Below are 13190 nucleotides of genomic sequence, written 5' to 3' on the forward strand. Positions count from 1 at the left end.
TTCCCTAGATCGTCAGAGGGAGCATCGTGGCCAAGTCCCCCGCCCCTGCCCTGCTCCAGGGCACCCTCGACCTGCTGATCCTCCATGCCCTGCAGCGCGGCTCGCTGCACGGCTATGCGATCGCGCAGACGATCCACCTGTTGTCGGACGAGGTGCTGCGCGTCGAGGAGGGCTCCCTGTACCCGGCGCTCTATCGACTCGAACTCGACGGCGCGATCGCCGCCACGTGGGGCCTGTCCGAGAACAACCGCAAGGCCAAGTACTACGAGCTGACCCGGCACGGGCGGCGCGTCCTGGCGGCGCAGCACGACACGTGGACGCGACTCTCCATGGCCGTCGGTCGCGTCCTCGCGAACCAGCCCTAGCGAGGACCTCCGCATGCGTCGCACACTCCGCAAGATCTTTCGCCGGCGCCGGCTCGAACGTGAGCTCGAGGCCGAGATCGCATTCCATCGCGACATGGCGGCGTCGCATGGCAACGCCACCCCGTTCGGCAACACCCTCGTCGTGCAGGAACAGGTCCGCGACCTCTGGCATTTCACCGCCATCGAGAACGTGTGGCGCGACCTGCGGTACGCCACGCGCGGACTGCGCCGAAGCCCCGGGCTCGTGCTGAGCGCGCTGCTGTCGCTCGGCTTCGGCATCGGCGTCAACGTCGCGATCTTCTCGCTCGTGATGTCGGTCCTGCTGGGGACGCCGTCGATCGTCTCGCCCGACGAGTGGGTCGGCCTGCGGCTCGGTGGCAGTTCCCACGCGCCACGCGACGTCGTCGAGCAACTGCGCCGCAGCGGTGCCTTCCGTGAAGTCGTCGGAGAACGCGAGGAGTCTTCGGTCAACTGGGATACCGGCACCGACACGCGCCCCCTCTACGGGGTCGACACGACGACGAACTACTTTGCCGGACTCGGTATTCCGATGTTGCATGGTCGCGGCTACAACGCCGACGATCCCCACGACGTGGTGGTCCTGAGCCATCGTTTCTGGCGCGACGCGCTGGGCAGCGACCCGGCCATCGTCGGCCGATCGCTACGCCTCGACGGCCGGATGTACACGATCACGGGCGTCCTGCCGGCCCGGCACCGCACGCTCATCGGCATGGGCTTCTCGCCGGACGTGTTCGTGCCGCAGTTCCGGCCCGACGCGGGGCTGCAGATCTACGTGCGGGTCGAGCCGGGCACGTCCGCCGATACGGCGCGCAGCCGCGCCGAGGCCATCGCCGTCCAGCTCGATCGCACGCACCCCGGTGAGGAATACGCGCGCAACGTCGTCGCCACGCCGGTGGCAGGTCGAGCCCGGTTGGCAGCGACGAACTCGCGAATGCTGGTCCTCTTCTCCGCGGTGCTGCTCGCTGTAGTAGGCCTCGTCCTGCTGCTGGCGTGCGTCAACGTCGCCGGCCTCCTGCTGGCACGCGCGGCAGGACGCAGCGAGGAGATGGCCGTGCGCCTGGCGCTCGGGGCCAGCCGCGGGCGATTGCTGCAGCAGCTGCTTGCCGAAAGCCTGGTGCTGGCCGTGCTCGGGCTCGCGTGCGGCTTCTTCCTGCGTCAACTCCTCGCTTGGGGCGCCGAGCGGATCACCCTGCCTCTGCCCGTCCCGGTGCGTTTGCAGCTCGATCTCGACAGCCGCGTCCTCGTTTACTCCGTCGTCCTGATGTTCCTCGCCTCGTTGGCGGCAGGTGTCCTGCCGGCCTGGCAGGCCACCCGGGAGTCGCTCGCGGTGTCCGGGCGCCGAGGCGGCCGTCTGAGGCTGCGTCGCGGCCTGGTCGTGGCGCAGGTTGCGGTGGCCTTCGTCGTACTCACGACGAGCGTGCTCTTCCTGCGCAACCTGTTCGAGGCCGGCCGCATCAGCCCGGGCTTCGACACGCTCCAGACCATCCGCGCCGACGTGCACCTGCCCTCGGCACGCTATGACGATCCGCAGCGCTCCCGTGCCTTCGTCGCCAGCGCCCTGCAGGCCATGGACGCCGCGCCAGGCATTGGCGCCAGCGCCGCCGCGTACCTCGTGCCGCTGACCGACGGCTCCAACTACAGGCGACCCATCATCTTTGCCGACTCCGGAGAACGGGTAGAGGTGGCAGTGCACTGGAATGCGGTGTCACCTCGCTACTTCCAGGTGATGGCGATTCCATTCGTATCCGGCAGTACTTTCGCGCCGCGCGAAGACAGCGCCGCGACGCCCGTGATCGTGAACCGTGAATGGACACGCCGCTACTCGCCGCAGCGGCCAGCCGTGGGCCGCAGCTTCCGCCATGACGGCAATGCCACCACCCTCTATCGCGTCGTCGGCGTCGTCGAAGGCACCAAGAACCGTACCCTCGGTGAGGAGCCCCTCCCGCAGCTCTACGAACACCTGGCGCTGAAGGGTGTCGAACGATCGCGCGTGCAGCTGATCGCGCAGGTCACCGGTCCGCCCGCACTCGCGGTACCGGCAGTCGTCGCAGCGTTGCGGGGCGTCGAACCGGCCGCGGGCGTGACCGTGGAGCCGATGGCGGCGAGCATGGCGTTCGCCATGCTGCCGAGCCAGGTCGGCGCGACGATGCTCGGCAGCCTGGGCCTGCTCGGCCTCGGGTTGGCGGCGGTCGGGCTCTACGGTGTCATCGCGTACTCGGTGACGCGACGACGCCGCGAGATCGGCATCCGCATGGCGGTCGGCGCCGGTCGATCGAACATCGTGCGCCTGGTGCTCGGCGAGGCCGTCTGGCTGGTTGGATTGGGGGCGGTCATCGGACTTGGCGCCGCGCTTTTGCTGACGCGTCCGCTGGCAGCGTTCCTCGTGCCGGGCGTCAGCCCCGCCGATCCGGTCAGCTATGCCGCGGTCCTGCTCGCGCTCACGCTGACGGCGGTGCTGGCCAGCGCCGCGCCGGTCCTGCGAGCCATTCACGTCGCGCCGACGCAGGCGCTGAAGGCGGAGTGATTGCGCGTATCCTGACCGGTGTCGTGCCCATCCTGATCCGCTCCGCCACCGCTGCGGACCTGCCCGTGCTCGGGCATCTCGGCGCGCTGCTGATGCGCGTGCATCACGACTTCGACGCCCAGCGCTTCCTCTCACCTGGCACCGATCCCGAGCGCGGCTACGCCTGGTTCCTCGGCAGGCAAATCGAGGACAAGGGCTGTCTCGTCCTGGTCGCCGAGCTCGAGGGCGCCGTGATCGGCTATGTGTACGCGGCAATCGAGCCCCTGTCCTGGAAGGAACTCCGTGACCAGTCCGGCTTCATCCACGACCTGGTCGTCGAGCCCGGGCATCGCGACGGTGGCGCGGGATCGCAGCTGCTCGACGCCGCCATCGAGTGGCTGCGCGGCCGCGGCATGCCGCGCGTGCTCCTCTGTACCGCCGAGCAGAATGCGGGTGGACAGCGACTGTTCGCACGGCATGGGTTCAGGCGCACGATGATCGAGATGACGAGGGAGTTGTGAGGGCCGGGTACCGGGTTCCGGGTACCGGGTACGCAAGGTAGCGCCGGGCTGTCCCTTGGGCGCCGAAGCCTTGGCGGAGGCGGCCAGCCCGGCGTCGTCGATCCGGAATCGGGGAATTGCGAATCGGGACGCGGTGGCGCGAGGGACAGCAACGATGATGCGCGGATTCGTGATCGCCTTGGTCGGACTCGGTTTGGCGACGGGCTGCGCAAGCCCGGTTCGCATGGCCGTCGCGCCGGGGCCTCATGCGAGTTGCCGGGCCACCGAAGCCGTGTCGCCCGACGTGCCCGTCGCGTGGATTCGACCGGTCGAGGATGGCGAACGACGCGCCCTCGATGCGAGGTGCGCGCAGGTGGGCCGGCCGATCCTGCCGACGCCCACGCAGGACTCCCCGCGCGCGCAACGCGTGCTCGTCGCCACCTGGAACATGCATGACGGGCGCGGTGATGTCCTCTCGCTCGTCGACGCGCTCCGTCGCGGCGCTCCTGACCGACCCGCACCCGATGCCGTCGTGGTGCTGCTGCAGGAGGTTGTGAGATCGCTGCCGTCGGCAAGGGCTGCCACCACCGCCTCGATCGAGACCGATTCCACCGGTGTCCAGGACATCCCGTCCATCGTGAGCCGCCTCGGGTGGCACCTCGCCTACCTGCCTGGCAAGCGCAATCGGCTGCGTCCTGACGGCGCGATGGCTGCCGATCGTGGCGTCGCCATCCTGTCGTCGCTCCCGCTGACCGACCTGGAGGCCATCGAACTGCCGATCGAGCGGCAGCGGCGCGTGGCCCTGTCCGGGGTCGTACACGGCACGTCGGCGGACGGCCGTGCCTGGCGGCTGCGTGTCGTCAGCGTGCATCTCGAGAACCGGTCGGGCGCGCGCCGCTTCTGGGCCCGCGCCGGCGCCTCGCGCACCCGGCAGGCCGAGGCGCTTATCGGCGCGCTGGCGTTGTCGCCAACCGCCGGCACGTCAGCAGCCCTGCCCGCCCTCGTCGGCGGCGACTTCAACGTGTGGCTCGGCCCGCGGGAGGAGGCGCTGCGCCTGCTTCGCGACGCATTCGGCACATTTCCTTCCGAAGACACGCGCCCGACGATGCAGAATGCGTGGCGGCTCGATTACCTGTTCCCCCGGCTGCCCGGGACGGTGCAGACGACACACAGGCGTCTCGATGCGCTCTTCGGCTCGGACCACTATCCTGTCGTCGCGACACTGGATGTCGGCACGAACTGACCCCATCGCGCGACGCCCGACGGGCCTCGCTGGAGTGCACGCACATGAGACGACTGCAACACGGCATGCTGGCGATGATGGCCCTGCTGACGCTGGCGGTGGCGGGGAGGGCGCAGGCGCAACCCCAGGCGCCGCCCCTGGTCTCACCGGAGGTCCAGGGTGATGGCCGGGTCACGTTCCGCCTGAAGGCGCCGAACGCGCAGCAGGTATTCGTGTCGCGGTCCGGTGCGGAACGCCTCGCGATGACGCGCGACGATCAGGGCACGTGGTCGGTCACGACTGCGCCACTCGCACCCGATATCTACCAGTACACGTTCAACGTCGACGGCTCGGCCTTGATCGATCCGCTCAATGGGTGGGTCGCGCCGAACCTGCTCAACATGTCGAACATGGTGCGGGTGCCAGGGCCAGCCTCGAGCGCCGAAGCCGTGCCCTGGGACATGGCGGACGTGCCACGCGGACAGCTGCATCATCACTTCTACAAGTCGGCCCGCATCGGCGATCACCGCGACTACTACGTCTACACGCCTCCCGGCTACGATCCCCGTCGCCAGGAGCGGTATCCCGTGCTCTACCTGCTCCACGGCTTCAGCGACGACGCCAGCGGGTGGACGGCGGTCGGACAGGCACACGTCATTCTGGACAACCTGATCGCGGCGCGAAAGGTCGTGCCGATGCTCGTCGTCATGACCCTCGGCTACGGGACGCCAGAGATCGTGACGCGTGGTCCGCGTGCACCCCAGCTGCGACAGAAGAACATGGAGGGCTATCGTGATGCGCTGTTTGCCGAAGTCATCCCTGCCATCGAGCGCGACTACCACGCCGACGCGCGGCGCGAGCGACGTGCGATCGCAGGTCTCTCGATGGGCGGGGCCGAGAGCCTGTTCGTCGGCTTGAACGCCATCGATCGCTTCGCTTGGGTCGGCGCCTTCAGCTCCGGTGGCCTCGGCGAGCCGGCGACGTTCCCGCAGGTGTTCCCGGCGTTGACGAAAGACGAGGGCGCGCGCCTCAAGCTGCTCTGGATCGCGTGCGGGACCGAGGACAACCTGATCACGGCCAACCGGCAGATGCGTGCGTTCCTCTCCGAGCGCGGCATCGCACACGAGGCTGTCGAGACACCTGGTGCGCACACCTGGCTGGTGTGGCGGCGGAACCTCGCGGCGTTCACGCCCAAGTTGTTCCGCTGACACCGCAAGCGGTTACCACACGAGCTGCATAACGCCGGGCTGGCCGCCTCCGCCAAGGGCTTCGGCGCCCAAGGGACAGCCCGGCGCTGCCAACGACCATTCCCGATTCCCGTTTCTTTCCGTCGACCTGAGGTCGACGGCTGCGTCACGCCAGGAAACGTAGGCGTCGAGCTTGCTCGACGCTGACCATGTTCAACGTTCGACGTTCAGCGTCCGGTGTTCGTCCAGGCGTTACGCCGACCCCTGGACTCCCGCGACTCCTTGTGCTGCACATCGACGCGCATCCATGCAGGCCCGCGTTGGCGTTTGGGCGGGAGGAAGCCAGCGAGGCCGTTCAGCCCCGCTGGCGATGATGCAGAAACTACGTATGAGGAAGGACTCCCACGAATTCGTGGGAGTACACGTGACGGGGGCGGGCAGGACACCCGCATCCCGGACGTGTGGCGGGAGGGTTCGGGTGCCGCCACGCCTCGGCTGGCGCGGCGGCCAAGGGTCAGAGCTTTTCGCCCTGTGGCGGCAGGCTCACGTTGAGTGGCGTGATCTCGCCGGGCTCCACTGTCACCTCGGTCGAGAACGGCGCAAAGCCGGGCTTCCGGACCTCGACACGAACGCGACCGGGCGGGACGCGCACCTCGAGCGGATGGTTCTTCGCGTCCGGCGTCTGCCAGCGCTGGCCATCGATGACGATCTCCGCGTCAGCCGGCTGGACGCGAATCACCAGCACGCCAGCCTCGCCGACGATCGGGCGCGGTGATCGCGGCGCACCCGGGGCGGGCGCAGTCGTGGGCGACCCGTCGGGGTCGGCTACGACGGCGGCCTGCTGCGGACGCGGAGCCAGGACGGGACGTTCGTCAGGCGTCGCGCCTTCCGGGAGCGCTTCCATCGTGTGACGCAGCTTCAGCGTCGACCCCGGCGCGACGTACACGTTGGAGTCCTGCCGATGATAGCCATCCAGGAACAGGCTGATCTGGTGAGTACCGGGCGCCAGCGTCAGGCTCTGGAACGTGCCGTCGTACTGGTCCACGATGCCGGCCAGCGCGCCGTCCACGTACACCTCGGCATTGCGCGGCGTAACCAGGAAGCGGGCATTACTGGTGATGCCCCAGTAGGGGGGCGCGTACATCGCCGGTCCGCCCCACCAGCCATAACCTGGCCACCACATGCTGCTGGCATATCCGGGGCCCCACCAGCCAGGTCCCCAGTAGCCCCAACCGTAATAGCCGCCCCAATAGCCTCCCCAACCCCAGCCCATGCTCCAATAGGGCGGATACGCGTACCCGGGACGGTAGTAACCGCCGTAGTGGCCGCCGCCGGGTCGGCCAGCGATGGGATGCCCAGGCGCGGCGCCGCGTGGTACTGCATGCCCGACGACCGGCGCGCCCCCCGTAGAGTGGCCGCCGCGCGGAGCGGCAGTGCCACCACCGCCTCGGCTCCCGCCACCGCCACCTTCACCGCCGCGACCACCGCGTTGCGCGAATGCGGCATCGGGGATGAGAGTCATTGCCGTCGCCAGCGCGGTTGCGATCACCAAGGTGCGAAGGGGGTGTCTCACGGGGCGCTCCAAGAAAAGGACATCTATCCAAGGTTGAGCAAGACGAATACCAGCGCGAATGTCCCCTGCGATTGACAGTCTCCTCGTCGCGACGAACGAGCGAGCCACTCAAGCACCACTGAGTGTCACCCTCTGGCGACGTGTGTCGCCTCGCCGACCTGACACGAGGCTCAACGCTCGAACGTCATGAGGTACTCGGAGATCCCGACACGAGGCAGCGCATGGTCTCGCCGCCGTCCATGCCCTTCGCGGGGCGCGTCGATCGGGCAGGCTTGGAAAGCGCGGGCGAGTACGCGACCCGCGCATACGAGCTGCTGCGTCGGAGCCGGCGTCACTGTGGCGGTGGGCGGATGGCGGAGGACCCGGGCACGGACCATCGCAACGTTTGCCAGGCAGAGCGCGGCAACCGAAGACGAGAGGACGAAGACGAGACGACATGTGACCGTCGTGCCACCGTCGGCAGGGGGTTGGACGGTGGACGACAGACGGCTGCCATCGCGATGTTATGGGCCAAAGATGACAGGAGTATGGCGTGCGCATGAAAGAGGACTTGCGGAGCCGAGTGGAACGCAGTACGTTCATGGCCTCCGCTCAAGGTCACCCGTCGGGGCTCGGGGAGGTTCAAGACAGGTGCCGCGTCCACGCATTCTCTGGATGGTGTGTGATGGGTACACGCGTGTCGGCGTCGATGGTGCGACCGTTGGTCGTGCTTGGCTTCCTCTTTGGCGTGCAGTCTCCGTCGCTCGCCCAGGCGCCGGTACCGGCCGCGTCGGCTGAACCGGTGCCAGCCGTCCACGGGACGCCGGAGAGCAAGCTGATCCAATCGGTCACGTTCACCCCCGTCGTCGCCTTCGCGGGCGCTGACCTGCGCGTCGTCGTGCGTGTCACGCCCGATGCCGGCAATCGCCGGCTGCAACTCTCCATCGATGCGCCGACGTTCTACGCGAGCACGGAGCGGCAGCTCGACGGCATGGAGGGCGCACGCGCGCACACCTTCTCCGTGAAGGAACTGCCCGCCGGCGATTATCAGATCGTCGCCACGCTCGAAGGCTCGAGCGGCGTCCGTTCGCGCGTGACCCGTTCGTTCAAGGTCATGGGCGAGGACGATTCGCAACTGCAGCAGCAGGAAACGCGACCGGCCCAGCGTCGGAGAGGACGGGGCACGAGCTGAGGCGCGGGGAGCGCGCGGCACCCGTCCCGCTCCCGTTTGCCCGGCCGCTGAAGGCCACCGGACTGTCCCGAGTCCGACCGCCCCGCCGTCAAGAGATGCTCCTGCGCCCGTGCTCGCGCAATCCCCGCCCCAGCCACCGGCGCCCGTGGCCCGACGGCACTCGATGTTTCGGGCATTCGCCTGCCGCCGCATCAGCGTTCAGCGTTCGGCGTTCGGCGTTCAGCGTTCCTCGAGCTCTGCCTGCCCAAATACCCTCCATGGCAGGTATCGAAATGAACGCGGCGGGGGAGCCTTGTCCCTTGCACACACTTTCCCGCGGCACATGGCGCGACCCTTGTATGAGGCAGCGCAAAGGAGCACGGCATGCAGCTGAGCCAGGACGTGGCGCCCGGAGTCGCGTGGTTACGCACGGTGATGGTGAACGTGGTGTTCGTCGAGCCCGAGCCGCAAGACGGCCGATGGGTGCTCGTGGACGCCGGCCTTGCGGGCCATCTCCGTGTGATTGCGCGCGCGGCACGAGCGCGATTCGGCGACCGCCCGCCGGCCGCCATTGTCCTGACGCATGCGCATTTCGACCATGTGGGTAATCTCGAGCGACTGCTCGACGTGTGGGACGTCCCCGTCTACGCGCACGCGCTGGAACTAGCGCATCTCACTGGCCGCCGCGCTTATCCGCCGCCCGATCCCACCGTCGGCGGCGGGCTGATGGCGTGGTGCGCGCGCCTCTACCCCTGTGGTCCCATCGACATCAGTACGCGCGTCCGAGCTCTCCCCGACGATGGAGCGATTCCGCCCCTGCCGGGATGGCGGTGGTGGCACACGCCAGGACACACGGATGGACACGTGTCGTTGTTCCGGGACACCGATCGGGTGCTGGTCTCGGGCGATGCGGTGATCACGGTGCGGCAGGAGTCGCTCGGCGCGGTGATCATGCAGGCGCCAGCGTTGCACGGTCCACCTGCGTACTTCACGAGCGACTGGAGCGAGGCACTGGGCTCGGTGCGTGACCTGGCGGACCTCTCCCCGAATGTGCTCGTACCCGGCCACGGCGTGCCGATGTCCGGTCCGCGGCTCACGCGGAGCTTGCGCGCGTTTGCCGATGGCTTCCACCTCGAGATTCCCGAGCGTGGTCGCTACGTCGGGGCGCCGGCGCGCCGGCGGGAGGACGGAGGCCATGATCTGCCACGCGACCCATGGCCCGCGGCGGTGCGGCGCGGTCTCGCGGGACTGGCGGTCACGGCATTGGCGGGCGCGTGGCTGTGGCGACGGCAATGGCCAGGCGCACCGCCACGCCGCCGCTTCCTCCCAGGCGACCGCTGAAATCGAACGGTCGCAACCTGTCCCCCGTGCATCTTCGAAAGGGTCGCCACGTGCAGTCGAGTCCTGAGACGCTGTCCTCCCCCGCACCGGACGCCACTTCTCCGCGGGTGATCCGCGGCATCGATCGCGGCGACGCCCTCGACTGGTATGAGCGGAATCGCGCGCGCACGCGCGCGCTGTTCGATGTGCTGGTCCCGGAGACGTTGTACGCGCAACCGATCGCCCAGCGCCATCCGATCGTCTTCTACGTCGGCCACTTGCCGGGCTTCAGCCTCAATACGCTCGTCAAGCGTGGGCTCGGACAGCCAGGCATCGACCAACGGCTCGAACGCCTCTTCGCTCGCGGGATCGACCCGGACGAGGACGGTCATGATGCGTCGGCGTTCACGTGGCCTGACCGGGAGACCGTCGAGACGTTCGTGCAGTCGGCCGATGCGCGGGTCGTCCAGGCACTGACGGAGGCGGACCTCGACCAGCCGGGGCATCCGCTGCTCGATCGCGCCGAGGCCGTGTACGCCATCCTCGAACACGAGGCGATGCACCAGGAGACGCTGCTGTACATGTGGCACCGCCTGCCACATGACGCCAAGCGCGCGCCGCGCGACTACGCCGTGCGCGTCGAGCCGGGAACCGTCGTGCAGGGAGACATCGAGATCCCCGCGGGCCCGGCGAGCCTCGGCGCGGTGCGCGCCCACGTGCGCTTCGGGTGGGACAACGAGTTCCCGGGTCCGGTCGTGGATGTCGACGCGTTCCGGATCCAACGGCTGAACGTCACCAACGGAGACTTCCTGGCGTTCGTGGAGGCTGGTGGCTACCGCGACCCCCACTGGTGGTCGCCACAGGACTGGACGTGGCTGCAGTCCGAGTCACACACACATCCGAGCTTCTGGGAGTCCATCGACGGGCGTTGGCACTGGCGCGGCATGTTCGAATACGTGCCGCTGCCGATGGCATGGCCCGCCTACGTGAGCCAGGCGGAAGCCAACGCTTACGCGAAGTGGACGCGGCGGCGCCTGCCGACCGAAGCCGAGTTCCAGCGAGCGGCGTACACGGGGCCGGACGGGCTCCCGCGGCGTCATCCCTGGGGCGACGCGCCACCGACGAGGGCGCATGGCGTGTTCGACTTCAACAGCTGGGAACCGGAACCGGTCGGTACCCATGCTGATGGCCAGTCCGGGTGGGGTGTGCACGATCTGGTCGGCAATGGCTGGGAGTGGACGTCGACGATTTTCGATGGCTTCGCCGGCTTCACGCCGATCCCGTCGTACCCGGAGTACTCCGCCGACTTCTTCGATGGATCGCACTTCGTGCTGAAGGGCGCGTCCCAGGCCACCGCCCGTGAACTGTTGCGCCCGAGCTTCCGCAACTGGTTCAGGCCACGCTACCCGTTCGTCTACGCGACGTTCCGCACCGTGGAGGTGCACGCATGAGCCCAGCATCTCCGATGCGCCTGGTGCCCCCCAGCCCTGCGTTGCGGGATCGCGTGCCTGTGCGCGGACCAGCCGCGGCGACGACGGCGACGCTGACGTTTGCCGAGGAGGTCGCCGCGCTGTTACGTGATCGGCCGCGACGACTCCCCGCGCATGCGCTCTACGATGCGCTCGGGTCGTCGCTGTTCGACGCCATCTGCCACCTGCCCTGGTATCCGATCACCCGCGCCGAGACGGCCCTGCTGCAGACGCACAGGCTTGCCATCCTCGAAGCGGCGGGACGTCGCCCCCGCGTGGTCGAACTCGGACCCGGCAACGGCGAGAAGCTCGCCACGTTGATGCAGGACGGCAGCGGCGACGATCCGGCGTTCGACGTCCATCTCGTCGATGTCTCGGCCACCGCGCTCGATGCCGCATCGGCGCGGCTGCGGCGCCTTCCAGGTGTCGCCGTCCACACACACGTGGCGCGCTACGAGGTCGGCCTGCGGGAGGTGACACTCTCGCGCACCGCTGGCGAGACATTGCTGGTCGCGTTCCTGGGCTCCAACATCGGCAACTTCGATCCGCCCGAAGCGGCAGCGCTGCTGCAGGACATCCGTGGCGCGATGGAACGTGGCGACACGCTGCTGATCGGCGCCGACCTGGTGAAACCCGTTGAGCAGCTGCAAGCCGCGTACGACGACCCGCTCGGCGTCACGGCCGCGTTCAACTGCAACCTCCTGGTGCGGCTGAATCGGGAACTCGGGGCCGATTTCGACCTCGAACACTTCGCCCACGACGCGCGGTGGAACTCGCGGGCGCAGCGCATGGAGATGCACCTCGTGAGCCTCGCGCAGCAACGGGTGCACGTGCCGGGCGCGAAGCTCGTGCTCGACTTCCACGCCGGCGAAACGATCTGGACCGAGAGTTCCTACAAGTACGAATCGGCCACCTTCGGCGAGACGCTGTGGGAGGCGGGCTTCAGCACGATTGCCTCCTGGCAGGATCAGGACGCAGGCTTCCTGCTGACGCTCGCCGCGGCGCGGTGAATCATGGGTCATGGGCCATGGGTCATGGGTCATGGGTCATTGGTCATGGGTCATTGGTCATTGGTCATTGGTCATTGGTCGTAAGTCATGACTGATGACTACTGACTAATGACAAATGACTACGTGGACCGCAGCGCGCTGGTCGGGTTCATGCGGGAGGCCCGCCATGCCGGGACCCAGGCGGCAGCGACGCCCACCACCGCCAGCGTCACGCCCGCCACCGCGTACGTGCCGAGGTCGCGCACCGTCACGCCGTAGAGCAGCCCCTCCACCCACCGCGCCAGTGGGACGCTGACGGCAACACCCATGAGCAGCCGCTCGGCATCCTGCACGGGCAGCGCCCGCAGCATCAGCGCCTCGTACACCTGGAACAGGGCGGCATTGGCGCCGATGCCGAGGGTCAGCGTCAGGATCGCGACCAGCGCGAAGATGGGCGCGTGCCCCAGCGTCCGCAGCGCATAACGGACATCACGCGCGAGGTCGTCGAGGCCGCGCCACCAGCGCTGGTCACGGCATGCCTCGAGAATCGGATCGATTGGACCGAGTTCGCGGCGCGCCTGCAACGCCGCGGTTTCTGGCGGCTGCCCGTCGGCACGGGTTCGGCGACCCGTTCGGCCAGGTGGAACTCGATCTCCCTGGACAGGCGCTGCTCGGCGCGGACGCGGGGACGCCACCAACCGGCCATCCCTACTCTCCCGTCTGCAGCACGAGCGCGATCGCGCGCGACATCTGCAGCCAGTAAGCGGTCTCCGAGTCGAGCTGCCGGCAGCCGGCGGCGGTGAGCTGGTAGAACTTGGCTTCGCGCCCGCTGTCGGTGAGGTCCCAGCTGGCGGCGTGCCCGTCGGACGGAGCGCGGGCACGCAATGCGGG

12 protein-coding genes are annotated in these 13190 nt (G+C 68.6%); 9 read left to right on the forward strand and 3 right to left on the reverse strand.

The genetic code is table 11. The features are described 5' to 3' along the window. Nucleotides 1–26: 26 nt before the first annotated feature. The 5 genes from LuPra_RS22720 (at nucleotide 27) to LuPra_RS22740 (ending at nucleotide 5819) form a co-directional block, all read left to right on the forward strand. A complete protein-coding gene (locus tag LuPra_RS22720; RefSeq protein ID WP_110172872.1) occupies nucleotides 27–365 on the forward strand; it encodes a PadR family transcriptional regulator in 339 nt (112 codons plus the stop codon). A gap of 13 nt (nucleotides 366–378) precedes the next feature. Continuing rightward, nucleotides 379–2910: an ADOP family duplicated permease gene (locus tag LuPra_RS22725; protein WP_110172873.1), complete on the forward strand. Its 2532-nt coding sequence runs from the start codon at nucleotides 379–381 to the stop codon at nucleotides 2908–2910. Then, a complete protein-coding gene (locus LuPra_RS22730; protein WP_234800512.1) occupies nucleotides 2907–3410 on the forward strand; it encodes a GNAT family N-acetyltransferase in 504 nt (167 codons plus the stop codon). Before LuPra_RS22725 ends, LuPra_RS22730 begins: the two co-directional genes overlap by 4 nt. Before the next feature lie 154 nt (nucleotides 3411–3564). Beyond that, complete coding sequence (locus LuPra_RS22735; protein ID WP_110172874.1) at nucleotides 3565–4632, forward strand: endonuclease/exonuclease/phosphatase family protein; 1068 nt, start codon at nucleotides 3565–3567, stop codon at nucleotides 4630–4632. Nucleotides 4633–4676: 44 nt separating this feature from the next. Continuing rightward, on the forward strand, nucleotides 4677–5819 hold the full coding sequence (locus LuPra_RS22740; protein ID WP_110172875.1) for an alpha/beta hydrolase: 1143 nt from the start codon (nucleotides 4677–4679) through the stop codon (nucleotides 5817–5819). Nucleotides 5820–6312: 493 nt separating this feature from the next. On the opposite strand, the gene LuPra_RS32210 is transcribed toward LuPra_RS22740, so the two are convergent. Continuing rightward, a complete protein-coding gene (locus LuPra_RS32210; protein ID WP_157899551.1) occupies nucleotides 6313–7371 on the reverse strand; it encodes a PEGA domain-containing protein in 1059 nt (352 codons plus the stop codon). Nucleotides 7372–8035: 664 nt separating this feature from the next. On the opposite strand from LuPra_RS32210, the gene LuPra_RS22755 reads away from it, so the two are divergent. The 4 genes from LuPra_RS22755 to egtD all read left to right on the forward strand — a co-directional run bounded on the left by LuPra_RS22755 (nucleotide 8036) and on the right by egtD (nucleotide 12320). Further along, nucleotides 8036–8542, forward strand: a complete 507-nt coding sequence (locus LuPra_RS22755; RefSeq protein WP_110172878.1) for a hypothetical protein — start codon at nucleotides 8036–8038, stop codon at nucleotides 8540–8542. 363 nt (nucleotides 8543–8905) lie between these two features. Beyond that, complete coding sequence (locus tag LuPra_RS22760; protein ID WP_110172879.1) at nucleotides 8906–9862, forward strand: MBL fold metallo-hydrolase; 957 nt, start codon at nucleotides 8906–8908, stop codon at nucleotides 9860–9862. Nucleotides 9863–9912: 50 nt separating this feature from the next. Beyond that, complete coding sequence (locus tag LuPra_RS22765) at nucleotides 9913–11292, forward strand: SUMF1/EgtB/PvdO family nonheme iron enzyme (protein ID WP_157899552.1); 1380 nt, start codon at nucleotides 9913–9915, stop codon at nucleotides 11290–11292. After that, the gene (gene egtD, locus LuPra_RS22770; RefSeq protein ID WP_110172881.1) at nucleotides 11289–12320 is read left to right on the forward strand and encodes an L-histidine N(alpha)-methyltransferase; all 1032 of its coding nucleotides are present in this window, start codon (nucleotides 11289–11291) and stop codon (nucleotides 12318–12320) included. Before LuPra_RS22765 ends, egtD begins: the two co-directional genes overlap by 4 nt. Nucleotides 12321–12439: 119 nt before the next feature. Here egtD and LuPra_RS32215 read toward each other — a convergent pair whose 3' ends face one another. Together LuPra_RS32215 and LuPra_RS32220 are read right to left on the reverse strand one after the other, a co-directional pair. After that, nucleotides 12440–12883: a hypothetical protein gene (locus LuPra_RS32215; protein WP_157899553.1), complete on the reverse strand. Its 444-nt coding sequence runs from the start codon at nucleotides 12881–12883 to the stop codon at nucleotides 12440–12442. A 124-nt stretch (nucleotides 12884–13007) separates the two neighbouring features. Further along, nucleotides 13008–13184, reverse strand: a complete 177-nt coding sequence (locus LuPra_RS32220; protein ID WP_157899554.1) for a hypothetical protein — start codon at nucleotides 13182–13184, stop codon at nucleotides 13008–13010. Nucleotides 13185–13190 lie beyond the last annotated feature (6 nt).

The sequence above is a fragment of the Luteitalea pratensis genome, from assembly GCF_001618865.1.
GTDB classification, from domain to species: Bacteria; Acidobacteriota; Vicinamibacteria; order Vicinamibacterales; family Vicinamibacteraceae; genus Luteitalea; species Luteitalea pratensis.

Bases quoted from the DNA above. Each gene is read 5' to 3' on its own strand.
- LuPra_RS22725 (WP_110172873.1), top strand. From the start codon at position 379: ATGCGTCGCACACTCCGCAAGATCTTTCGCCGGCGCCGGCTCGAACGT.
- LuPra_RS22735 (WP_110172874.1), top strand. From the start codon at position 3,565: ATGATGCGCGGATTCGTGATCGCCTTGGTCGGACTCGGTTTGGCGACG.
- LuPra_RS22740 (WP_110172875.1), top strand. From the start codon at position 4,677: ATGAGACGACTGCAACACGGCATGCTGGCGATGATGGCCCTGCTGACG.
- LuPra_RS22755 (WP_110172878.1), top strand. From the start codon at position 8,036: ATGGGTACACGCGTGTCGGCGTCGATGGTGCGACCGTTGGTCGTGCTT.
- LuPra_RS22760 (WP_110172879.1), top strand. From the start codon at position 8,906: ATGCAGCTGAGCCAGGACGTGGCGCCCGGAGTCGCGTGGTTACGCACG.
- egtD (WP_110172881.1), top strand. From the start codon at position 11,289: ATGAGCCCAGCATCTCCGATGCGCCTGGTGCCCCCCAGCCCTGCGTTG.